Source organism: Pseudomonas sp. AN-B15 (assembly GCF_019056475.1).
GTDB lineage: Bacteria > Pseudomonadota > Gammaproteobacteria > Pseudomonadales > Pseudomonadaceae > Aquipseudomonas > Aquipseudomonas parakoreensis.
Window position 1 is genome coordinate 2,507,528 of record NZ_CP049737.1, and the last position, 22,238, is coordinate 2,529,765.

Genomic DNA, 22,238 nt, shown 5'->3' on the forward strand with positions numbered 1-22,238 from the left:
ATGTACCAGCTAAAGCGCTTTACCCTCAATGCCAACGATATTTCGTTCCTTGAACAGCAGGTGTCCTTTCCGACTATCCATATCGTTGGCTACGACAGCGCTGGCCAACCGTTGTATGGCTACGATGGCTCGGACGGCAACGTCCATGTGCTGGGTTTGCTTGGCAGCTTCAATCCGCTCGATACACCGCCCGGTGAAGCTGTCTGGTACAACGGCGCCCGCGATCCGATCGGGCTGCGCAACGTCTCCGGCCATTTCAATAACCTGACCCAGGACGGCCAGAGCTGGGGCAGCTTCGGGCAGAATTTCATTCGTCTGACGCATTCGGACTACAGTCACTACGTCCAGCAAAACCTGAGCAATGCGGCGTTGACCCTCGGCGCCGGTGTGCCTGCAGGCATCACGCCCCTTTCTGACAGTAGTTCACTGTACAGCGATCCGACAGCATCGCTGGTGGACTACACCCCCCGGATGATCAGCCAGACCATCGTCAGCGGTGGCGTCACTTTCGCAACCGACGCCAATGGTCATATTCAGCACACTGCCACCGGCGTGGCGATCGTCACTGACCCGGGCATTCTCGGCACCCTGGGTGAAATCGACACCAGTGCCCCGGATTCCGGCCAGTACTACATCCGTAACCAGAACACCGTGTCGGGTGACCCCTCGACCACTGGCTGGTTCACCCTGTTCGGGCAGTTCTTCGACCATGGTCTGGACTTCATCAACAAACCCAACCAGAACGCGACCATCACGATTCCGCTGGCGCCGGACGATCCGCTCTACGGCACGATCGGCCCGGATGGGCAACCGGTGTACTCGATCAAAGTCCACCGCGCCTCCGTGGCTGAAGTGGACGGGCAGGGGCAGGCGCAGTACGTCAACCTCGACTCGCCTTACATCGATCAGAATCAGACTTACGGCTCCAATGACGCCGTCACGCAGTTGCTGCGCCAGTGGGTGGCTGACCCTAATCATCCCGGGCAATTCATCGCCGGAGCGGCCCTGTTCGATGGTACGACCTTGAGTGATGAGGCGGCCTGGACGCTTAACGGCGTACTGACTCACCAGACCCTGCCCACCTTGAGCGAGTTACGCGCGCATGTGCTGGCCACCGGTCGTGACGACCTGACCTGGGACGATATCGCCAACTTTCGTGTGCGCGACGCCCAAGGCCATGTGCTTGATGCCGACCCCAACACAGCAGGCGTGCAGGCGGTTTACACCCGTGAAGCGCTGCTGCTGGACATGAATCCGCACTTCGATGATGCGCATATCGACCAGGCTCGCCTGATGTCGCTGGATTCGCACATCACCAGCATCACCTTCGATGCCAACAACCCTTACGGCATGGTCGTCAATTACGATAATGGCGGGCCGAAGAATCTGTTCAGCTTCGTCAACTTCGCTGATTTCACCATCAGTGCAGCGCCGGGCAGTGCCGATTACGCAGTGGCCAACGAACTGTTGCTGCAATCGGTGGGCGATCACTACATTGCCGGCGACGGACGGGTGAACGAAAACTTCGGCCTCACCGCGATTCATCACGTATTCCACGAAGACCATAACGTGCAGCTGATCAATCTGCAGAACGAAGTGCTGAGCCAGACTGACGTCAATGTACGGCACAACTGGCAGGTGCAGATCAGCAATGGCAATGGCGGTTTTTACACCGACGCCAATGGCAACTTCACCTTGGCTGACGGCGTCACGGTGTCCTGGGATCAGGACAAACTCTTCTACGCCGCCAAGCTGACCGTGGAGATGGAATACCAGCATGTGGCGATCGACCAATACGCCCGGTTGATCACCCCGGACCTGCCTGAGTTCGTCACCTACGACTCGGGCATCAACACCAATATTTCGCTGGAGTATGGGCAGGCAGCGTTCCGCTTCGGGCATTCGCAACTGCGTGAAATCATTGATGCTCTGGAAAAAAATGCCAGTGGCAGCTACGACCTGACCGGTGCGATCACCCACTACGCACTGGAGCAGGCTTTCCTCAATCCAAGTGGTTTTGCCGAAGTGGGCCCAACCGCCATCGCGCTGGGCATGACCCGGCAGATCAGCAACGAAATCGACGAGTTCGTCACTCCGGCATTGCAGCAGGGTTTGCTTGGTCAGCCGCTGGATCTGGCGACCATCAACCTTGCACGCGGTCGTGATTTGGGCTTGCCAACCCTGAATCAGGCGCGACAGCAGATCCACGATGCACTGGTTGCCGAACGGGCTTCACCGGCCGGCGCGCAACACCATACGAATCTGATCGTCGATGGGCTGACGCCCTATACCAGTTGGAGTGACTTCGCCAACAACATGATTCACCCCGAGTCACTGGTGAACTTCATTGCCGCCTATTCGTTTGACGGCGATGTCGCCCACGCGCAGGCAATCATCGATGCCGACGCCACCGGCCTGACCACTAACTACGCCGGTGGCAGCGTGACGGCAGAGCAAGCGGCCTATTTCCTTTCCGGCGCGGCAGATCCGAACGGTAACCATGTCGCCGGTTATGACGGCTACAACGCCATCGATCTGTGGATCGGCGGTCTGGCGGAAAAACACGTCTACACCGGACAACTGGGCACGACCTTCAATGCGATCTTCGAGGATCAGATGGAGCGGTTGATGGACGGTGACCGTTTCTACTACCTGTTCCGCCTCGACCTCGGCTTGCCGGCGATGACCAACCTCAACGAGCAGGTGGTCACCGAGCAGTTCAAGGACATCATCGAGCGCACCACCGACGCACGGCACTTGGCGGGTGATGTGTTTGGCTACGCCGACAGCTACGTCGAATTGAGCTACACCGACTCCGGTGCCAGTGCCACCGCGTACAAGAGCGAACACAAATACGGCACGCTGATCGAAGCCAACCACATGGGCGTTTATTCCACCGGTGGCGTCGGCGGGATTGGTGGCAACGGCTTGCTGGTGAGCTTGAGCAATCCGGAAACGCATACCTCGCAGACCTACATCCGCGACTATCGTCCGGATCAGGGCCAGAATCCCGATGGCACGGCGGCAGTGGGGTACAACTCTCACGAAGTGCTGGTCGGTACCGACTACAACGACTGGCTGGATGCCGGCGACGGTGACGATACGATCTACGGCGAGGGTGGCGATGACATTCTCGATGGCAAGGCCGGCGCCGACCATATCTACGGTGGCGACGGTAACGATGTGATCTACGGCGGAGATATCGAAGACTTCCTCGATGGCGGGGAAGGCGACGACACCATTTACGCCGGCACCAGTGCCGGTGCCCTCGATGTGGTGATCGGCGGTAATGGCAATGATCACCTCTACGGCGAAGCCGGTATCGATGAGCTGTACGGTGGTGCCGGTAATGATTACATCGATGCCGGTGGCGATACTGACCTGGTGCATGGCGGCGACGGCAATGATGAAATTTATGGCGGCGACGGCCCGGACATTCTGTTCGGTGAGGACGGCGACGACATCATTTCCGGCGGCTCGACCGGTGACCAGGAGTTCGGCGGTACCGGCGACGATATTCTTCTGCCGGGCCTCGGTGGTGCTCCAGGCCAGGGCGATGGCGACGAGGCCATTGGTGATGTCGGCTTCGACATTGCCGCGTTCAGCGATGTGAACATCGCGCTGGATGCGGCGGCGGATCTGAATAATCAGAACATCGTCGCCGCACCGGGTACTGGCGTGCTGTTCCAGCCGTTCAACGCCTTGCTGACCGACATTGAAGGGTTGATCGGTTCGCGCTTCAGTGACAGTCGGCCCAACAGCGCCGCGCCGGCCAATCCGACGGCCGGCCTGATTGGCAACGCGACTGAGAACTGGCTGATTGGCGGCAGTGGTGACGATGTCGCCCAAGGCAACGGCGGCAATGATGTGATCGTCGGCGATTCGATCAAACTCGCCGACCTCAATCACCTGCTCGCCGGCCAAGGCTACGCTCAGCACTTTACCGGCCTGCAGGCCAGTCGCCCGGATTTCATTCTGGGTGACAACCATGCCGCACCCGGCACGGCTGATGGTGCAGCCGATACCGCGATCCTCAGTGGCAACTTCGCCGACTACAGCATCACCAAGTTCACCGACACCCGGCCGGGTGGTGAGTTGATCACTGCGTTCAAGGTTGTGGATCTGCGCGCGGGAGCCGCGAATGTCGACGGCACCGACATCGTTATCGGTGTCGAAAAGCTGCGCTTTGCCGATCGCACGGTCAACCTGAGCATCAACAACCACCTGCCGACCGGCAATGTCACCGTGTCGGGATTTGCCACGGCGCCGACCACACCGAGCCGGCCAGTGCCGGCGCAGTACCGGCTGACTGCCAACACCTCGGCCATTCAGGATGCCGATGGTTTGCCCGGCCCCAGCGGTTTCTCCTATCAATGGCAGGCACTGGTGGGCGCCATGTGGCTGAACATCTCCGGCGCCAATGCTTCGACATTTGCTCCGACTTCGGCACAGTTCGGACAGCAGGTGCGAGTGCTGACCACCTACACCGACAACAGTGGCACGGTGGAGCAACTGACGTCGGATCCTACTGAAGCCGTCGGGCGTTTCATCGAAGGCACCAACTTCTTCAGCAATACGCTGAACGGCACCAACTATCAGGACATCCTGATGGGCTACTCGGGCAACGACGTACTCAATGGCGGTCTCGGCTCGGACCTGCTGGATGGCGGCAGTGGCAACGACACAATGCGGGGCAATACCGGCAACGACATCTACGTGGTCGACGCCAATGGCGATGTGGTGCAGGAAAGCCTCAACGAGGGCACCGACACGGTGACGTCGTCAATCAGCTATACGCTGGGCGCCAACGTCGAGAACCTGACCTTGCTCGGCTCCAACAACATCAATGGCACCGGCAACAGTCTGGACAATGTCATCACCGGCAACAGTGGCAACAACCAGCTCACCGGCCTGGCCGGCAACGACACGTTGTTCGGTGGCGGTGGCAACGACACGATGCTGGCGTCGCTCAACGATGGCAACGACCACTACGACGGCGGAACCGGCACCGACGCTTATGATCTGTCTGCCACGTCGGCGGCGGCCACGGTGGATTTGCAGGCAGGCACCTCCACCAGCACCCAGACTGGTAGCGACACCTTGACCAGCATCGAAAATGTCAACGGCAGTTCCGGCAACGATCACATTCAGGGCGATGGTGCCAGCAACCTGATGCAAGGCCAGGGTGGCAACGACTGGCTGGATGGCGGCAGCGGTGGCGACACCCTGGTGGGTGGCCAAGGACTGGACAGCGTGTTCGGCGGACTGGGCAATGACACCTTGCGGGCGTCGGTCAACGACGGTAACGACAGCTACGATGGCGGCGGCGATGTCGACACCTATGACCTGTCAGCAACCTCCGCCAGCGCCACGGTTAATCTGGCGACAGGTCTGGCGAGCAGTTCGCAGACCGGTAGTGATACGTTGATCAATGTTGAAAACGTGATCGGTGGTAGCGGTGCCAACACCTTGACCGGCGATGGTGGCGACAACGTGCTGACCGGGCAGGGCGGCACGGACACACTCGCTGGTGGCAGCGGCAACGACACCCTCGAAGGGGGCGGCAATCGCGACATCTTGTCCGGCGGCGCGGGCAATGATCTGTTCGTTTTTTCCGCGACGGGCGACTCGGGCACGTCAACGTTGACGCGGGACGTCATCAATGACTTCACCCAAGGCCAGGATCACATCGATCTATCGTTGATCGATGCGCGAACTTCCGGAGCGGGTTCTGCCGGCAATCAGGACTTTACGTTCCTCGGCGAGTGGAATGGCGTGGGTACCGAGTTCAACAATCAAGCGCAGCTCAAGTATCACTTCGTGAACGTTGGCGGCGTGGATCACACTTACGTGGAGGGCAATGTCAATTCAGGATCGGGTGCAGATATTCAGATCGATCTGGTGGGGCATATCGCGTTGACAGCCAGTGACTTTGTCGGCGTGGTTTGATTCGGCAATCAGAGAAAAAGGCGCTCATTTCAGGATATGGGCGCCTTTATTGCTCAGCCTTCGATCCAGACTGTTTTACTGCACGAAAATCAGTTCAAGTGACTGGGCGCAATGCCCAGCAGCCCGGTCAGCGTATTCATGATTGCCTGCTGCCGCGCGCGATTGGCCTGGTGCTCGGCTTCGGCGGCGGCGACATCGGCGGCGCAATGCGGACAGATCACCTCGTGCGGATAGATGTACTGCAAGCAGCTGCGGCACAGGCTCAGTTGCGGGGCGATCCGGCCTTGCTCCGGCGATTGCTGGCCCTGATTGATCCATGCCAGTTTGATCACCTGACCGCTGTCGCTGACGCTGCTGACTTTCTCGCCGGTGTCGATGCGTTCGGTGATCAGGTCGAAGCGGCCGACCGCAAATGATTTCTGCGCCGCGTCCTCGACCTTGACGATGCGCTCGCGCAGCCCGCGCTTGTGCAGCTCCAGGGTGCGGTAATGGCAATAGGGGTTGTTGCCGGGTTTGCCGAGCAGCGAGTGCGAAGTCCAGGTGCAACCGCCGCGACAGACGTCGTTGTAATAACAGCCACGGCAGTAACCCCACATGTCATCCACCGAGCGCAGGCGGCCAAAATGCATGCCTTCGCTGTAATGCCAGATGTCGTGCAGGCTCATGCTGCGCACATTGCCGCCGGAGAAACCCACGGTGGCCAGGGACGGGCAGCCTTTGACCGTGCCGTCGGCCTCCAGCGCCAGAACGGTCTGGCCGGCGGCGCAACCGGTCCAGTGCACGCGCTCGTCGCCGAAGCCGCGCCACAGGTGTTCATACGGGCCGTAATAGCCGATGTTGTTGCCGACATTCATCAGCAAGCCACGGTCGACACCTTCGCGATACAGCCGCGCAAGCAGTGGCATCACTTCGAGCAATTGATAGGGTTGCAGCAGCAGTTCCGGATGGTCCACCGCGTTGCCCATGGCGACGGTGATCTGGATCTGCCAGTGGGTGGCACCGAGTTCGATGATGGTGTCCATCAGCGCTGGCAAGTCGGGCAGGGTCGCGGCGCCGATCTGGGTGTTGACGCTCACCGCCAGCCCCGCGGCTTTGGCCCGGCGCAGGGTGTCCACGGCCTTGTCGAACGAGCCGGGAACGTTGCGCACCGCATCGTGCAACGGCGCAAGTCCATCGAGGGAAATGCCCACGCCGTCGAGCCCGGCATCCACCGCCGCCTGCATCTTCGCCGGGGTCAGGTTGCGCCCGCCGGTCTGGATCGCGCAGTACATGCCGTGGTCGTGAATGGCCTTGATCAGTTGTGTCCAGTCCTTGCGCAGATAAGCTTCGCCGCCGATCAGGGTGATCTCGCGGGTGCCAAGCGCGGCCAGTGAATCGATGACGTCCAGGCATTCGCGGGTGTTGAGTTCGTCAGGCCGGCGATGCCCTGCGCGGGAGCCGCAATGCAGGCATTTCAAGTCGCAGGCCAGGGTGATCTCCCAGACCACATGCACCGGCACGTAGCGTTTGAGATCGGTGTCGCTGAGATAACGGGCAGGGCGCACGTCTGACATGGGAAATCCTTGCGCACCATCCTGTGCGCGCTACGAAGGCATTGACCGCCGTTGAACAAGCCCCGGGCGAGATCCTGTGCAATCGCGCCCGGGGCCTGTCGGTTAGCGTTTTTCCAGACGCGTGATTTCCGCTTTCAGATGCTCAAGCGCACTGCGCAAGGCGCCCTCATGCGCCACTTGTTGCTCGGCCTGTTGCACCACGGATTTGAGCTGCGCCAGATCTCCGCCGGCCTGCGCCTGCTGCACGGCCACGGCGTACAGGGGTTGCGGATGCGGCGTGGGGTGCGGTTGCTCGCTGGGTGCCGGATGCACCGCAACGTGCTTAACCTCCTGCCACTGGCCCTTTTCTTCATAGCGATAATCGACAAAACCGCTGGCCCAGTCGCCGCCCAGGATGCCTCTGAGGTGGAAGGTCTGGGCGATCTGGCTGAGCGGGCCGCTCGGACCGCCGTCAAGGGTCAGGATGATGTGGTTCTCGACGTTTGCAGTCAGTTTGGTTTCGGAAAAACTGCCCCAGACCTGAGTCCGGAAATTGACCGTCGGCCAGGTGGCCTGAAACACGCTGGCAATCCCGCTGACACGCTTGTTCACGGTATCGACCAGCAGATCAAGGGTCAGAGCCGGTGCGCCGGGCAATGCATTGCTGATGCTGAGACGGGTGTGAAAAAGTCCAATCGACATGGTGCTACTCCCTAAGTGAATGGCGGATCAAGTGGCCTGACTCAGTGGCTCTGCAGCCGGCTGACCTCTTTCTTCGCGGTGTCCAGTGCGTCGCGCAATTTCGGCAGTTGCTCCAGTTGCTGTTCGGCGAGCCTGGCCAGGTTCTTCATCTGTGCCAGATCACCGCTGGCGATGGCGCTCTGAATCGGCGCGGCATACAGCGGCAGGATCGGTGGGTGCGGGTTGATCACCGGGCCGGGATTGAACGGTGAAGGTATCGACTCCACCAGATGCGCCGGGGCGTTGTTGACCTCATGCCAGCGTTGACCATCGAAGTAACTGTAATTGGCAACGCCTTCACGCCAGTCGGTACCGACCACCAGTCTTACTTTGAAATTCACGATGGAGTTGGCGCCTGGGCCGCCGTGATTGCCTTGGGCGGTCACGAGGATTTTGCTGACACCGGGCGACATCACGGTGAGGTAGGTGTACTCGCCCCAGACGTCGGAATGCACGTCGAGTGGCGGATTGGTCGCCTGGGTGATCGCGGCGGTGCCGCTGACTTTCGTATCGGGTGTCGAGACCAGCAGATGCAGGGCCAGCGACTGCGCACCGGGCGCGCCGGTGCCGATGCGATAGCTCACCGGGAACAGGCCGACATTTTCAGTAGAACCGGACATGTTGTTTGCCTCCATTGCAATGTGATTGATGGCTTCAGGACTTTTCGTGCCTGGAAACTTCCCTGGCCAGTTTTTCGTACGCGTCTTTCAGGTCTTGCGCTTCAGGCTTGCTGGTGTCGCGTTGCTGCAACAGCGTCTTCATGTGCTGCACATCGCCTTGCTTGATCGCACTTTGAATGGCGACGCCGTAAGGCGGGATGTTGGCCGTTGAACGGGACATAGCGAGGGTTTCCTCATTGGTGCTGCAAAACCGCCCCCTGACGAGAAGGGGCGCCTTACCTGACAGACAGGCAGCCGCGACCTGCAAGAACAGCGGCAGGCGCTGTTCTCCACGAGCGGGTTACCTGATCCGTCGGGATCTGATCGAGTGCGGGTTTCAGTGCGCGCAGCGCTGACGTCAGCGCGTCCGGGCTGGCGCCGGCGTTCTCAGCCGAACCCGCCGGGCGGGACTTCGGGAGCGTCGCGTGTGGCCTGCCTGAGTGGCAGATGCAGAGAATTGACCGGTACGTTGTTCATCTTTCTGTCCTTGATAGAACACAACGAAACGCAGGGATCAGTGACGCGCTCGGCAAGAGCGCAGGAGAACCGCAAGCACAAAAACCATCCCTGATTGCTTTTCCAGTGCCGCTACGGGCGAGTGCCGATTCGACATTCGCTGGGTGGCTGGCATATCGCCAGCGATGCAACCCTAGATGCGAATTTGCGGCCTTGCCAGAGAAAGCGCCGAACGGTCGTGGGCGGGAGATTGACGGCTCGCGGGACGTATCCGCTCAAGGGCTGCAAACCGTTGAGCGGACGAAGGTATTTCCAAGGGCAGAAAGGGCCAAGGCCAGCGCAGGGCCGGATGGATTGATTGGCAATAAGCAATCCTTCCGCCCGACATATCACGTCAGCGCTGCCCTGAGGCTGGGAAGTCAATTGCCGTCGGCGACCTTGCGTTCGATCGCATCGGTCTTGCGCTTGAGTTCCTCCGCTTCCTGTTCCTTGGTGCGGATCGAGGTCGGCGTCAGCACCTCGTCCACAGCTTTGGTATCGTCGTCGCTGTCCTGCAGATCCCGGCGAACCACATCCACCGGTTTGCCGGCAGCGTCGAGCGGAGGCGCGTTATGAGGGGTTGCGGGCTTGCGGTCGTCAGTGTTTTTCATTTTCATACCTCCATTGGCTTACAACGTTGGATACGACGACATGACACGAGTTCGAGAAATTTCACGGGTGACTGTCGCGGCCCTCGGCTGTGCGCTGCTAATCGCTGCCAACTCAGCACACGCCGCCAGTTTCGACTGTGCCAAGGCCAAAGCGCCAGACGAGAAAGCAGTCTGCGCCAACCGCACGCTGAACGACCTGGACGTCACCATGGGCGAGCTGTTCAGCCTCGATAAACGCCTGCTGCCGATGGGCGGGCGCGACGCGCTGATCGGCGAACAGCAGGCTTTTCTGAAAAGCCGCAAGGCCTGTGGCGCCAAGGTCGGTTGCTTGACTGAGCTGTATCAGAAGCGGGTCGCGGCGCTGCGCAACATCATCGAGACGCGGGTGATGACGCAGGGGCCGTTTTGACGGACTGATTGACCCTTTGGTCGATGCATAGCAGCATCCCGGCCAAACCCATTCACCAACAGGAATTTGCCACGATGTCTGGCTCTGATGATCTTGATGAATTGCTGGAGCGTGTGAACGACGAGCAATCGTTCATTGCGTTTATTCAGGCACTGGGTGCCGATTTCGCCCGTGAGCAGACGATGAACGAACCGCTGTCCCCCTATGGGCGGAGCGCCTTGGGTTGGGAAAATGGATCTGTGGATGCGTTTCTCCAAGCCGCAGGTGCCTAAGCGATTGACAGTTCCAGGCAGGTGGCGGCGGAAGTCGCTTCAGCCAACGTATGGCAGCGCTCTGCGAGCATTTTGCTGGCCGGCAAGTTTTATGAGTGAGCGGGCGAGCCATCAAGAACAGAGCAGGAAAAATGAGTAGGCCGTTGAGTGAAGCCGATCTTTATCTGGTCATGCTGGAAGCGATTGAAGAAGGTTTGAACATCGATCTGCAACCCTTTTGTGAGCGGCTGCAGGTCGAACGTCGCGATCTGCTTAATCAAGTCGCGATCGCCGTAGCCAGAGATTTCCTGTCAAACACGCGTGATTTTGAGTTTGGCGATGAAGTGATGAATGCACTTATCAACTCCATCGTTGATGTGTCGATGTACGCAGAAATGCCCCAGCCAGCCTTTGACATCTATCAGGCATTTGATGCCGGCGAGTATCTGCACACAGGCGATGCGCGGGATGTTTGCCCTTGGGAGAAACATACGCGGCCGGAGCTGGAGAATATTTTGCGTAATCATTTGCCTGCGTTGGAGTAGTAACCCGGCGGGTTGCCGATTATGCAAACCGTCAGAGCAGACTCCACGACACCCCGACATAGACCCCGAACCCTTCACCCGGCGTAGACCGCGCCGCATCCAGACCTTTGTCGTCATACCCCGGCGTGACCGTCGCGGCATAGTGCTTGTTGGTCAGGTTGCGCAAGTCGAGCCAGGTTTGCCAGTCGTTTTTCGGCGCGTTGTAGCCGACGGTGGCACCGAACAGTGCGTAGGGATCGGCGTAGTAGCTGTTGGCGTAATCCACCGCGACCTTGGACACCAGTTGCGTGTTGACCGCCGCGAAGAAGCCTTGTGGCCAGTCGTGGCGCAGTTCGCCCTGGTAGTAATGCATCGGCAAACCCGGCAGGCGGTTGTCGCCGAAACGCTGATCGTCGCGGTAGTGGAAGTCGCTGAAGGTGTAGGCCTGGCGCAGGCTCAATTTACGTCCGTCGGCGGCTGACCACAGCGTACTTTGCAAGCTGGCTTCCACGCCTTGGTGCACGGTGGGGCTGGCGTTGAGTTCGTACGGGGTGACGGCGTTGGCGTCCGGCAGCACCGACAGCAATTCGTGGCGCACCTGCGCGTAGTACCACGCCAGGCTCCACTGGCCGAGCGCGCTGTCGCCGCGACCGCCGAGTTCGAGGGTGGTCGCAGTCTGGTTCTGCAGTTTGATCGGGTCGCTCTGGGTGCCGGTCGCCGCGCCGTTGCCGGCCGGGAAGCGAATGTTCGAGCTGTAGATCAGCGACCACGGGTGCGGTGCTTCCACCGAACGGCTGAGGTTGCCGAACAGCTGCAGGTCCGGCGTGACCTGATAGCGCAGGCCCAGGCGCGGCGCGTAATCCCAGTCGCTCATGCTGGTTTTGCCGCCGTTTTGCGGGTAGGTGACGGCGCTTTCGCGGCGGGTGTAGAGGGCGGCGAGGCCGGTGGTCAGCCACAGGTCGTCGGCGATTTCCAGGTCGTTGCCGACGTGCAGAACGGTGTCCGAACCCTGATAGGTGAAGTTGCGCATGCGGGTGCCCGGCGCATACGCGGCGGTGTTGCCGGACGGGATGCGCACGAATTCACTGGCGCCGTCGTTGGGCAAATGTTTGGTGGTGCGCAGGCCGAGAGTGCTGCGGCTTTCCATGCCGAACAGGGTGTCGCGGCGCTTGTAGTCGAAGGTGCCGCTGACGTCGGTGTAGGCGACTTTCAGACGGTTCGGGCCTTCGCGCAGATCCATCGGGTAGTCGTGATAGACCAGGCCGGTCTGAATGCTCGAATCGTCGTCGATGTAGTAGGTGGTCTTGTTGCCGATGAAGGTGCTGCCCGGTTGTTTGCGGCTGTCGTCGCGCGACACGTAAGCCGGGTTGGCCGCCCGTGGCGTGTGCTCGATCGAATGCTTGGTCACACGGCCGGCGAGGTCGTTGTCGGTCTCGCGGTAACGGAAATAGAAGCGGGTCTCCAGGTTCGGATTGAAGCGATAACCGAAGTTGGCGATCACGCCTTGGCTCTCGCTGGCGGTGTGATCCTGATAGCCGTCAGCGTTCGCGTCGGTCAGCGACACGTAGTAGTCGAAGTCGCCCAGCACCTGCCCGGAACTTACCTGACGCTGCTGATAACCATGGCTGCCGGTGGCATAGCGCACCTGCAATTTCGGCGCGTCGTAGCCGGTGTGGCTGACGTAATCGACGGCGCCGCCCAGCGCCAGCGCACCACGATCAAAACCGTTGGCACCGCGCAGCACCTCCAAATGGTCGAGCCACAGCGGTTCGAGCAATTCGTAGGGCGTGCCGCCGGGGCCGGTCAGCGGCAGGCCATCGAGCATCGTGTACAACCCCGAGGCATGCGCGCCGGGTGCGCGGTTAATCCCCGAACCCCGGATCGAAATCTTCACCCCTTCGTTGCCCGCCGACTGCGCGTAGACCCCGGGCTGATACGCCAGGACGTCCTGATTGCTCGCCACCCGGCCCTGCAACGGCTGACGCATGTCGACCACATTGCTGCCGCCGGGCACTTGCGCCAGACGCGCTTCGGCCTCCGCCACGGAGGCATCGGTGCCACTTTGCTCGTCAGCGGAAATCAGCACTTGTCCCAATTCCATGCCTTTGGGTTCCTCGGCCATGACCGGGCAGGCGAGGGCCAGGCCCAGCAGGGCAGAGGGCAGGGATTTGGGCGACGGCATCGAGAAACTCCAGACAGACAGGGACGGGCAATGAACAGTGCGACGCCAGAAGGAACGATGGAAACACATGGCAATTTTGCTTTTTTGCCAGGGAATCTGGGATGGAAGTGCTGGAGGTCAAGTCCGGAGGCGGCATTCATGGCCGCAAACGCAGACGACCGGCCGCTGGTGATCGCGGCCAGTCGTTCGGGGGGAGGGATCAGGCAATCTTCAACGCCATGAGAATGTCCAGCGGTGTCTGGGCAAATGCCCGGGCCTGCTCAGTCATCTCGGCAAGGTTTTCTTCGGCGGTGAGCAGCGGCTGGTCACCCCTGAGCAGCACTTCGCCCTGTTCACCGATGACGGCCCACGCCAGTTGCGCCCAGTCTTGCGGGTCAGTCATGCCTTGTTTGAGCGAAATCAGGAACAACTGCTGGACGCGGCTGACTGCCACGCCACCGCCGGTGACCGGGCTGGCCAGCACCTGAATATCGCTGTTGAACAGTGCCCGCTTGCACAGTTGCAGGTTCAGGGTGTCGCAACGTTCCTGCACCTGTCTTTCAGCGGCTTCGCTCTGGCACGGGGCGGCGACGCCCATGCCGATCAGCACGGTGACAGCCTGCACCAGGTCGTCGTAAGACACGGAGCCCACGGCCATCGATAACTGCTGCAGGGTCTTCGCGGCATAGGCATTGGCTGCGAGCGCTGCGAGCACCGGGCTGTAAATCTCCGCTTGCAGCGAAGCCGCACCGGCCGGACTCGTGACGGTGTCGGGAATGTTTTCAATGGCTTGCAACAGGACAAAACGGCTTCTCAGCAGGGCATCGCGCTGTTCGGCGGCAGACAGCCGATTGGCACCGCGCACGTACAGATCCCGGCGGAAGTTCTGATTGATGAAGTAGTCGCGCGCCTGTTCGCGCATGACCGGATGCTCGATTCCCTGCAGAAAGTCCATGCCTTCTGCACTCAGATTCAGCGCTGCAACGGTATCCAATGGCACGGCGGTCGCGGCGTAGTCCAGTTTGGCCGCCGCCATGGCGTCGACCACGTCGGTGAAATACATGCAGTTCCAGTCGCGATTGAAGTACTCATGGGCCACGTACTGACGATTCTGGCCCTTGATGCTCTGCAACTGGGCACCGAGAGCCGGCGCCGTTCTGGCGTACTTCGGATTGGCCGCCAGCAGCGCTTCGGAAAATTGCATCGCGGCATCGATACGTTTGGCCGGGCTGGTGGAGGCGTGGCTGGCAAAGCGGTTGTGCAGACTGAACAGATTGCGCAAGGGCGCCGAAGGCGACCAGCCCGGGAAACAGTTGTAGCTGACATACAACATGCCGCCGGGTTTGAGGTGGCGGCGGGCGAATTCGACGATCAGTTGCTGATTGTCGCGGCTGACCCAGGTCCAGATGCCATGCAGGCTGATACTGTCGAAGGCCGGCAGGTCATCCCGGGCCAGCAGTTGCTCGAAACTGTCGTCATACAGGCGCGCCTGGCTGTTCCAGTCGCTCGCCAATGCAATGGCATGCGCGGCCTGGGATGGCATGAAATCGGTGCCGACGTAGTTTCCCGGGTTGGCGGCGGCATGGATGTTGATCGACACACCCTGGCCGAAGCCCAGTTCGCAGTGGTAGCCAGCGGCACTCTCCAGCGTGGCAAAGCCGCGCAACAACAGGCAAAAACGCTGGAACACCGGATTGATTTCCCGGCTATACGAGTAGGTGTAGCCCTCGTCGGTGAAATACCCTTCGTTCCAGGCATTGCTCATGGGTGCATCCTTCAATTCGCGAGTGAGAGCCGCTCTTATAAGGGGTTGGCAGTGCGCTCCACAAGCGGAAAAACATGTAGGTGAGTCTTACGTTTGCCGAGGCGATTAGACGTCTGTCTGCCATCGCTGCTGTGGGCTGCAAATCGGTCATGCAGTCTTTCGGGCCAGCGCGCGGGTTAATTCGAGCACCATGCCCTGTAGGAGTTGCCGCAGGCTGCGATCTTTTGATGTTGATCTTTAAAGTCAAAAGATCGCAGCCTGCGGCAGCTCCTACAGGGGCGCGTGTAAATTCAGCGACCGTGTGCCGCGTCCGCCAGTTGCCCGGTATCGACCCGCACGAACACCGAATCACCCACCGCCGTCAGCACTTCCCCGGCGTACACCTCGCAGATCACCCGGGTTTTGCGCCCGACATCGCCTTCGACCCTGGCGCGCAAGGTCAGGGTGACGCCCATCGGTGTGGGTTTGATGAACTTGAGGCCGAGGTTGCCGGTGACGCAGTCGATGCGCGGCAGGCTGCCCGGGGCACGCTGTTCGGCGCGGTAGTGGTAAGCCATCGCGGTCCAGTTGGAATGGCAGTCGACCAGCATCGCCAGCAACCCGCCGTACACCAGATCCGGCCAGCCGCAGTATTTGTCGTCCGGCAGGTGTTCGGCCATCACATGCACGCCGTCCTCGTGCCAGAAGCTTTTGACGTGCAGCCCATGCGGGTTGCGACCGCCGCAGCCATAGCAGATGCCAGCGGGGGCGGCGAGGTCTTGCAGGGGAGTTTCGGAACGGGTCATGGGGCTGGTCATCCTGAAGGGGTGATTCCGGTCAGGCGCAGGCGGTTGCGCCCACCGCGCTTGGATTCATAAAGAGCGGCGTCGCCTTGTTCGATCAATGCCGCGAGACTGGCCGGCGGCTGGTTGAACAGGGTGGCGCCGATGCTCAACGTCACCGGCTCTGGTGTCGGGAATGCCTGGGCGGCGCTGCGGTGAAACTGATCGCGCAGGGCGTCGCCCAGTCTGACGACGTGATCGCTGGGCGCGTTGCTCAGCAAAATCACGAACTCGTCGCCGCCCAAACGGGCGGCGAGCGTCTCATCGGAAGTCTCGGCGCGGATCATTTCACTCAAGGCCACCAGCAAACGGTCGCCGGCGCTGTGACCGTACTGATCGTTGACCGATTTGAAGTTGTCGATATCGATCAGCAGCAGGGCGCCCGGATGCGCCGGGGAGACGTCTTGCAGCAAGCGCGGTGCGCGCACATCGAGGGCGCGGCGGTTGTAGAGAGCGGTCAGCGGATCACGGGCGGCCAGTCGGGCGATCTGTTCCTCACGCCGGTAGCGTTCGGTGCCGGTCATCGACAGCGCGATCAGCATGATCGCCATTGCGCCTTCGACCAGCGAAATCTGAATGATTTCACCCCGGAACGCCGCCAGATCGATCAGCGTGCCCGGGATCATCACGGTCAGGGCCTTGGCCACATAGAACAGCCCGTGACCGAGCAACACGTAGCGCAGTTGCACCGCGCCGACGCTCAGCGAACTGCCATGAGGGCGCAGCAGCAGACTGGCCTTGAGCGTCGAGGCGGCCACCAGCAGCGAGTTGGCGGCCAGCATGACTTTCGACCACAACGGCCCGTCCGGCAACAACAGCATGACCAGCCAGCTGACGAAAATCAGGTACCAGGCCGGGGATAGACGGATCTGCGTGAAGCGCGCCACCCCCAGCAAAAACAGAAAGTGCGCGGTCACCAGCAAGCCGTTGGCGAACCAGATGCCGATCAGCAGAAAACCATTACTGCGCAGCAGGGCCAGGGTGGAACCGATGGTGATGGTGGCGAAACCGGCGCTCCAGAACAGCAGCGAAGGCTCACGAATGCTGCGCCACTCGACCGCCAGATACAGCGCGGCGGCGGCTGCGAGAGCGATCGAAATGGTCAGCATCGTCAGTGGGTCGAGCGGCATTTCCGGGGGAGCCTGTCAGAAGGTCGGTAGGGCCGGCGATTGTAAGCGTTCGGGGCCGTTTTGGCAGGCTCCGCACGCTGATGTCATGGCCGGGCGTTCGCCGTCATGACTGTGGCGCGAGCCAGGTGTCGACGACCCGCCGATCCAGTTCTTCCCAATAAGCCATGCCCAGCACCCGCGTGGTGTTCAGCCCGCGCAGATAGCCACGCAACTGATTGGCCGTATCGCGTTTGAGCTGCACATCGGTGATGTCCTTGTCCAGCAACACGTTTTCGTACTGCACCAGGTATTCCGCCACCCGCTCGCGAAAGTCGGGCAAAACCGCGTCGCGGATCAGGTCAAAGGTTCTCAAAGCGGCGTCCTCACTGTTGTTTTAGTCATTAGAGATGAGCATGGATCAAACTTATCGTCGGTAACTATCGCTAGAAGTAATAGTGACCATCACGAAACGCAAGTTCAGCTTTGCAAGCAATAGGCGGAAAATTGCCTTCATTGAAAACGCAGCTCAAGGAAATTGCGCGATGAAGACACTGACCCGACTGGCACTGACCGCTCTGCTGATGAGCGGTATGGTAGCCACGGCACCGTCTTACGCCGACGACGCCTGTGCGTGTCATCTTCAGCCAATCGCCGGCAGCAGCGCGACATTGCAACATTCACAGACCGTGGGTGTGCTGTACAGCGAAAACACCCGGGAAAACCTGCAATACCTGTCGCGCTACCACGACATGGCGTTGCACGGCGCCAAGGATGCGCTGGATTCGCGAATTCGTGCAGCCTTTGTCAGCAGTTCCGACCCGGAACTGGCCATCGATTGGTTGCTCAGCTCGCTGCAGCGTCATTTTTCGTCGGTGACGGTTTACGACAGCCTTGATGCGCTGATTCAGGCACACCCGGACATTGTGGTGAAACTCGACACCTTCAACCGCTTGCTGACCCAGCAAAACAGCCTGTACGAGGCGCATTTCATCGCGCGTTTCTACGATGCCGACCTGCAATACATCGGCAAGGCCGAGGGCTCGGTGGAGAAACAGATTCCGTCGGTCTGGGTACACGACAAAGCGGCGCAGGAGATTGCCGCACAGATCGAGCAACAACGTGATCTGCAACTCAATGCCTTGAAGCAGTTCGATGCCTCGCTCAAGGCGCTGGTGGCTTCGAGCTGAACACTCAAAACCAAAAGGGCAGCGGCGGCGCCGTGACGCTGAACCGTTGCCGGATGAACCGGACTTTTATTTTCAGGATTACACCAATGCGTACTTTTTTTGCCCCGACCCTGGCGGTTGCCTCCTTGCTGCTCGCCGGTTGCGCCTCCGCACCGAACGACCCGACGCTGACCTTGCAGACCCGCAAGACCCCGGCGCAATACGCCGATTGCGTGGTGCCCAAGCTGCAGAGCAGTGCGCTGAACCCGACCGTCTCGCAGACCCAGCGCAGCTACCGGATCGTGGTGCCGAGCAAGGTGTCGGCAGACAACGTGCTGGAAGCCTACAAGGCCGGCAACGGCGGCAAGGTGTTCATCTACGAGCGCCATTTGCTGGCTTCCAATTTCCTGCCTTCCAGTTTTGAACGCGCTGCCCAGGATTGCATCTGACCCGGCCGCGCACACCGTTCTGACCGAGCTCCTTTGGTTGGCCGCAACCAACCAATACTTTGCCCCGCACCTCATTCGGTTGCGGGGCTTTTTTTGTCTGACGTTTGCTGCGGTTTTGATGTCGGCACGCTGACGCTTGCCCGGCGTGGTCGGCTGCTTGCGTCGGCAAAGGGAAATATGGTTGTATGGTGCAACTAAATTTCAGTGGTGATGTGTCATGAGTATCCCTACAGCCTTGATCGAAGAAATCCGTACAGCGTCGCGCACGATGGTGCGTGAGTTCGGTTTCCTGCGCGCCACCCTGGCGGCGACCGACTATTCAGCCTCCGGCGTGCACGCATTGCTGGAAATCGAGGCCGGGGACGGCGTCAGCGCTGCACAACTGGCGCAAAGCCTTGGCCTGGAAAAATCCAGTGTCAGCCGCATGGTCGGCAAACTGATCAAGGCCGGGGAGATCGAGGAGCGTGCCGCCGAGGACGCCCGGGTCAAGCTGTTGCAGCTGACTGCGCAGGGCCGGCAGACCGTCAACGATATTCATGCCTACGGCCGGGCGCAGGTCAGCAAAGCACTGAACACGCTCAATCCGTCGCAACAACAGAGCGTGGCGCAGGGCCTTGCAACCTACGCCCATGCGCTCAAAAGCATCCGTCTGGGCGCTGACCGGCCACTCACGCCGAACCTGCACATCAGCGCCGGCTATCGCCCCGGGCTGATTGGCCGCGTGGCGCAAATGCATGCGGATTATTATTCGCGGCATTCCGGTTTCGGCGCGATCTTCGAAAGCCGCGTCGCCAGTGAAACGGCGGAGTTTGTCGGGCGCCTCGATCAGCCCTGCAACCAGATCTGGGTGGCGATGCTTGATGAGCGCATTGTCGGCTCCATCGCAATCGACGGGCAGGATCTGGGTAACAATCAGGCGCATTTGCGCTGGTTCATCCTCGACGACGGCTGCCGCGGCAGTGGCGTCGGCCGGCAACTGCTGAGGGCGGCGGTGGAGTTTTGCGATCAGCACGGCTTTGACGCGATTCAGCTGTGGACCTTCAAAGGCCTCGACGCCGCGCGCCGACTGTACGAAGCGGCCGGGTTCGAACTGACCATGGAAGAGCAGGGCAGCCAGTGGGGCAGAGTGGTGACGGAACAGCAGTTCACCCGAACAGCCGCCTCACGGTGACGGTTGTATCAGTGTCATCACCCAGGCGCTGTATGTGTCCGCCAGTCAGGCTTCCTGCGCCTTGGCGCTGGCAATCGAAAACGCCTTCGGCAGACTGGCGCCATTCTTCGCGGCCAGGATCTCGGCCATCACGCTGACGGCGATTTCCGCCGGTGTCTTGCTGCCAATGTAAATGCCGATTGGCCCGTGCAGCCGTTCGAGTGATGTCTGGGTCTCACCAAAATGCTCGATCAGCCGTTCGCGGCGCAGCTGACTGTTGCGCCGCGAACCGATGGCGCCGATGTAAAACGCCGGGCTGTGGAGGGCTTCGAGCAATGCCAGGTCGTCGAGTCGCGGATCATGACTCAAGGCGACGATGCAGGTGCGCAGATCGACCGCGAAGTCGCGTACCACGTCGTCCGGCATGCCGATGATGCGCTCCACACCGTCCACCGCCCAGGTGTCGATGTATTCGGCACGCGGGTCGCACACCGCGACCTTGAAGCCGTTGAACAGGGCCATGGTCGCCAGGTACTCGGCCAGCGCGCCGGCGCCGATCATCAGCAGGCGATACCCCGGCCCGAGGGTATTGAGCATCCGTTGGCCGTCGAAACTGAATTGCTCAGGAGTTGCCGTAGTTTCCAGCGTGACGCGACCGCTATCCAGTGCCAGGCAGCGGCGTACCAGTTGCCCGGCATCCAGTTGCAGCAGCAGTTGGTCCAGCACCTGCCATGAGGGATTGAACTCAAGAATCAGCTCAAGCGTGCCGCCACAGGGCAAACCGAAACGATGCGCCTCGTCGGCGCTGACGCCGTAGCGCACCACCTCGGGTGCACTGTCCTTGAGGCCGCTGCCGCCCTGCGCGGTGGTGTAACGCTGGATCAGATCGTCCTCAATGCAGCCGCCGGACACGCTGCCCACCACGCGCCCGTCGTTACGCAAAGCCATCATCGACCCTGTCGGGCGCGGCGAAGAGCCCCATGTGCGCGCCACCGTGGCGAGCAACACCTGCTCGCCGGTGGCGAGCCAGTCCCGCGCGGTGCGCAGGACCAGCAAGTCGATGCTTTCCATCAAACGTTCCTCTAACGCATTTGCAGGATGATCGGGCTGCTGCTGGCCGGATCGGTACGTTCACGCAGCTTGTTGACGGCCTGCGCTTCAATGGCACCGCCCTGATTGCCCCAGCTGCTGCGCATGAAGGTCAGCACTTCGGCGATCTCTTGATCCGACAACTGCTCACGGAAGGCCGGCATGCGATAGGCGTCCGGCACTCCGGCCGCCACCACCCGCTGCGAACCGTTGAGGGTGATGTTGATCGCCGAAGCACTTTCCTTGGCCAGTGCCGAGGTGGCGCCGGCCAGCGGCGGCATCCATTCCGACTGGCCCTTGCCGTCGAGGCCGTGGCACGAAGCACAGCGCGTGACGTAGGTATGAGCACCAGGCGCGTCCAGACGTTCCGTCGCCGAAGCCGCTTGGTACTGCCATGGCTGGCCGTCGCGCTGACGATCCCCCGGCAATGACTTGAGATAGCGGGCGATCGCGGTCAGATCGTCATCGCTCATGAACTGCGTGGAGTTGTTGAACGCCTCGGTCATCGAGCCGTAAACCACCGCGTGTTTGTTGCGCCCGGTCTTGAGGAACTGCACGATCTCCGGCTCACTCCAGCGGCCCAGACCGGTGTTGTGATCATCACGCAGACTTGGCGCATACCAGCCATCGAGCAAGGCGCCAGCGAGGTACGGCGTGGCGGACTCATCCAGAGCCTTCTCGTTGAACGCCAGACCGCGCGGCGTATGGCAACTGCCGCAGTGCCCGGCGCCTTGCACGAGATAAGCGCCGCGATTCCACACGGCATCCTGCGCCGGTTTGGCCACGTAAGGCTCGGTTTCGGCAAACACACCGTTCCACAACGCAATCGGCCAGCGCAGGTTCAACGGGAAAGGAATCGCACTCGGGATATTCGCCTGCTTGACCGGTGCCACGCCTTTCATGAAAAACGCGTACAGCGCTCGCACGTCGTCGTCACTGAGCTTGGCGTAGGACGGGTAGGGCATCGCCGGGTACAGACGGCGGCTGTCGGGTGCCACGCCGTGGCGTACTGCACGGTCAAAGTCCGCCAGGCTGTAGCGACCAATACCGGTTTCCGGCTCCGGGGTGATGTTGGTCGCGTGGATCGCGCCCAGTGGCGTGGCCATTTCCAGGCCGCCAGCGAACGGCGCACCGCCCGGCACGCTGTGGCACGCCACGCAATCGCTGAGCCGGGCTACATATTCGCCACGAGCCACCAGCGCCGGGTCGATGTCGGCCACGGCGGTGTGGTTGTTTTCAAGGCGCGAGACAGGCTCGCGGGTGACATACCAGGCCAGCAGGCCTGCCGCGACCAGGCACGGCACTGCCAGCCAGCCTGCGGTTCTTGCGAATCGGCGGTTATTCATGGACGCTCCGG

General features: G+C 61.0%; 19 protein-coding genes. 7 read left to right on the plus strand and 12 right to left on the minus strand.

Annotation, left to right across the window (positions count from 1 at the left end):
• Entirely contained in the window at positions 1–5,949 is a 5,949-nt protein-coding gene (locus tag GTQ41_RS11385; protein ID WP_217325502.1) for a peroxidase family protein, read from the plus strand.
• Positions 5,950–6,038: 89 nt separating this feature from the next.
• On the opposite strand, the gene GTQ41_RS11390 is transcribed toward GTQ41_RS11385, so the two are convergent.
• The 5 genes from GTQ41_RS11390 to GTQ41_RS11410 form a co-directional block, all read right to left on the minus strand.
• A complete protein-coding gene (locus GTQ41_RS11390; protein ID WP_047294899.1) occupies positions 6,039–7,502 on the minus strand; it encodes a GDL motif peptide-associated radical SAM/SPASM maturase in 1,464 nt (487 codons plus the stop codon).
• Between the two features lie 102 nt (positions 7,503–7,604).
• Positions 7,605–8,183, minus strand: coding sequence for a DUF1842 domain-containing protein (locus GTQ41_RS11395; protein WP_047294897.1), 579 nt, complete (start codon positions 8,181–8,183; stop codon positions 7,605–7,607).
• Positions 8,184–8,224: 41 nt separating this feature from the next.
• Positions 8,225–8,842 (minus strand): DUF1842 domain-containing protein, encoded by a 618-nt coding sequence (locus GTQ41_RS11400; protein WP_047294895.1) that lies wholly within the window; start codon positions 8,840–8,842, stop codon positions 8,225–8,227.
• Positions 8,843–8,876: 34 nt separating this feature from the next.
• Positions 8,877–9,062, minus strand: coding sequence for a DUF1843 domain-containing protein (locus GTQ41_RS11405; protein ID WP_041062751.1), 186 nt, complete (start codon positions 9,060–9,062; stop codon positions 8,877–8,879).
• Between the two features lie 694 nt (positions 9,063–9,756).
• Positions 9,757–9,987 carry a hypothetical protein gene (locus GTQ41_RS11410; protein ID WP_027613005.1) on the minus strand — a complete coding sequence of 77 codons (231 nt, stop codon included), beginning with the start codon at positions 9,985–9,987 and terminating at the stop codon, positions 9,757–9,759.
• A 40-nt stretch (positions 9,988–10,027) separates the two neighbouring features.
• On the opposite strand from GTQ41_RS11410, the gene GTQ41_RS11415 reads away from it, so the two are divergent.
• The 3 genes from GTQ41_RS11415 to GTQ41_RS11425 all read left to right on the plus strand — a co-directional run bounded on the left by GTQ41_RS11415 (position 10,028) and on the right by GTQ41_RS11425 (position 11,192).
• The gene (locus GTQ41_RS11415) at positions 10,028–10,396 is read left to right on the plus strand and encodes a lysozyme inhibitor LprI family protein (RefSeq protein ID WP_047294891.1); all 369 of its coding nucleotides are present in this window, start codon (positions 10,028–10,030) and stop codon (positions 10,394–10,396) included.
• Between the two features lie 23 nt (positions 10,397–10,419).
• On the plus strand, positions 10,420–10,668 hold the full coding sequence (locus GTQ41_RS11420; RefSeq protein ID WP_196302432.1) for a hypothetical protein: 249 nt from the start codon (positions 10,420–10,422) through the stop codon (positions 10,666–10,668).
• 143 nt (positions 10,669–10,811) lie between these two features.
• Positions 10,812–11,192, plus strand: a complete 381-nt coding sequence (locus tag GTQ41_RS11425; protein WP_230679389.1) for a hypothetical protein — start codon at positions 10,812–10,814, stop codon at positions 11,190–11,192.
• 31 nt (positions 11,193–11,223) lie between these two features.
• Here the strand turns inward: GTQ41_RS11425 and GTQ41_RS11430 are convergent, their stop codons facing one another.
• From GTQ41_RS11430 to GTQ41_RS11450, 5 genes are all read right to left on the minus strand, one after another.
• Positions 11,224–13,353 (minus strand): TonB-dependent receptor, encoded by a 2,130-nt coding sequence (locus GTQ41_RS11430; RefSeq protein WP_047294887.1) that lies wholly within the window; start codon positions 13,351–13,353, stop codon positions 11,224–11,226.
• Positions 13,354–13,552: 199 nt separating this feature from the next.
• Positions 13,553–15,097: a class I SAM-dependent methyltransferase gene (locus GTQ41_RS11435; protein WP_047294885.1), complete on the minus strand. Its 1,545-nt coding sequence runs from the start codon at positions 15,095–15,097 to the stop codon at positions 13,553–13,555.
• Positions 15,098–15,387: 290 nt separating this feature from the next.
• Positions 15,388–15,882, minus strand: a complete 495-nt coding sequence (locus tag GTQ41_RS11440; protein WP_047294883.1) for a PaaI family thioesterase — start codon at positions 15,880–15,882, stop codon at positions 15,388–15,390.
• 8 nt (positions 15,883–15,890) lie between these two features.
• Entirely contained in the window at positions 15,891–17,048 is a 1,158-nt protein-coding gene (locus GTQ41_RS11445; RefSeq protein ID WP_047294881.1) for a GGDEF domain-containing protein, read from the minus strand.
• 103 nt (positions 17,049–17,151) lie between these two features.
• Entirely contained in the window at positions 17,152–17,400 is a 249-nt protein-coding gene (locus GTQ41_RS11450) for a hypothetical protein (RefSeq protein WP_047294879.1), read from the minus strand.
• 169 nt (positions 17,401–17,569) lie between these two features.
• Between GTQ41_RS11450 and GTQ41_RS11455 the strand changes: the two genes are divergently transcribed.
• From GTQ41_RS11455 to GTQ41_RS11465, 3 genes are all read left to right on the plus strand, one after another.
• Entirely contained in the window at positions 17,570–18,214 is a 645-nt protein-coding gene (locus GTQ41_RS11455) for a hypothetical protein (protein ID WP_047294877.1), read from the plus strand.
• 86 nt (positions 18,215–18,300) lie between these two features.
• Complete coding sequence (locus tag GTQ41_RS11460; RefSeq protein WP_041062700.1) at positions 18,301–18,642, plus strand: hypothetical protein; 342 nt, start codon at positions 18,301–18,303, stop codon at positions 18,640–18,642.
• 217 nt (positions 18,643–18,859) lie between these two features.
• Positions 18,860–19,813, plus strand: coding sequence for a helix-turn-helix domain-containing GNAT family N-acetyltransferase (locus GTQ41_RS11465; protein ID WP_047294874.1), 954 nt, complete (start codon positions 18,860–18,862; stop codon positions 19,811–19,813).
• A gap of 45 nt (positions 19,814–19,858) precedes the next feature.
• Here the strand turns inward: GTQ41_RS11465 and GTQ41_RS11470 are convergent, their stop codons facing one another.
• Complete coding sequence (locus GTQ41_RS11470; protein ID WP_047294872.1) at positions 19,859–20,863, minus strand: XdhC family protein; 1,005 nt, start codon at positions 20,861–20,863, stop codon at positions 19,859–19,861.
• A gap of 11 nt (positions 20,864–20,874) precedes the next feature.
• Positions 20,875–22,227: a cytochrome c gene (locus GTQ41_RS11475; protein WP_047294870.1), complete on the minus strand. Its 1,353-nt coding sequence runs from the start codon at positions 22,225–22,227 to the stop codon at positions 20,875–20,877.
• Between the last annotated feature and the right edge of the window lie 11 nt (positions 22,228–22,238).

Excerpts from the sequence above, each read along its gene's own strand:
- GTQ41_RS11430 (WP_047294887.1), bottom strand. The coding sequence starts at position 13,353 with ATGCCGTCGCCCAAATCCCTGCCCTCTGCCCTGCTGGGCCTGGCCCTC.
- GTQ41_RS11460 (WP_041062700.1), top strand. The coding sequence starts at position 18,301 with ATGCGTACTTTTTTTGCCCCGACCCTGGCGGTTGCCTCCTTGCTGCTC.
- GTQ41_RS11475 (WP_047294870.1), bottom strand. The coding sequence starts at position 22,227 with ATGAATAACCGCCGATTCGCAAGAACCGCAGGCTGGCTGGCAGTGCCG.
- GTQ41_RS11410 (WP_027613005.1), bottom strand. The coding sequence starts at position 9,987 with ATGAAAAACACTGACGACCGCAAGCCCGCAACCCCTCATAACGCGCCT.
- GTQ41_RS11420 (WP_196302432.1), top strand. The coding sequence starts at position 10,420 with ATGCATAGCAGCATCCCGGCCAAACCCATTCACCAACAGGAATTTGCC.
- GTQ41_RS11395 (WP_047294897.1), bottom strand. The coding sequence starts at position 8,183 with ATGTCGATTGGACTTTTTCACACCCGTCTCAGCATCAGCAATGCATTG.
- GTQ41_RS11465 (WP_047294874.1), top strand. The coding sequence starts at position 18,860 with ATGAGTATCCCTACAGCCTTGATCGAAGAAATCCGTACAGCGTCGCGC.
- GTQ41_RS11440 (WP_047294883.1), bottom strand. The coding sequence starts at position 15,882 with ATGACCCGTTCCGAAACTCCCCTGCAAGACCTCGCCGCCCCCGCTGGC.
- GTQ41_RS11470 (WP_047294872.1), bottom strand. The coding sequence starts at position 20,863 with ATGGAAAGCATCGACTTGCTGGTCCTGCGCACCGCGCGGGACTGGCTC.
- GTQ41_RS11385 (WP_217325502.1), top strand. The coding sequence starts at position 1 with ATGTACCAGCTAAAGCGCTTTACCCTCAATGCCAACGATATTTCGTTC.
- GTQ41_RS11455 (WP_047294877.1), top strand. The coding sequence starts at position 17,570 with ATGAAGACACTGACCCGACTGGCACTGACCGCTCTGCTGATGAGCGGT.
- GTQ41_RS11400 (WP_047294895.1), bottom strand. The coding sequence starts at position 8,842 with ATGTCCGGTTCTACTGAAAATGTCGGCCTGTTCCCGGTGAGCTATCGC.
- GTQ41_RS11415 (WP_047294891.1), top strand. The coding sequence starts at position 10,028 with ATGACACGAGTTCGAGAAATTTCACGGGTGACTGTCGCGGCCCTCGGC.
- GTQ41_RS11405 (WP_041062751.1), bottom strand. The coding sequence starts at position 9,062 with ATGTCCCGTTCAACGGCCAACATCCCGCCTTACGGCGTCGCCATTCAA.
- GTQ41_RS11445 (WP_047294881.1), bottom strand. The coding sequence starts at position 17,048 with ATGCCGCTCGACCCACTGACGATGCTGACCATTTCGATCGCTCTCGCA.
- GTQ41_RS11390 (WP_047294899.1), bottom strand. The coding sequence starts at position 7,502 with ATGTCAGACGTGCGCCCTGCCCGTTATCTCAGCGACACCGATCTCAAA.
- GTQ41_RS11435 (WP_047294885.1), bottom strand. The coding sequence starts at position 15,097 with ATGAGCAATGCCTGGAACGAAGGGTATTTCACCGACGAGGGCTACACC.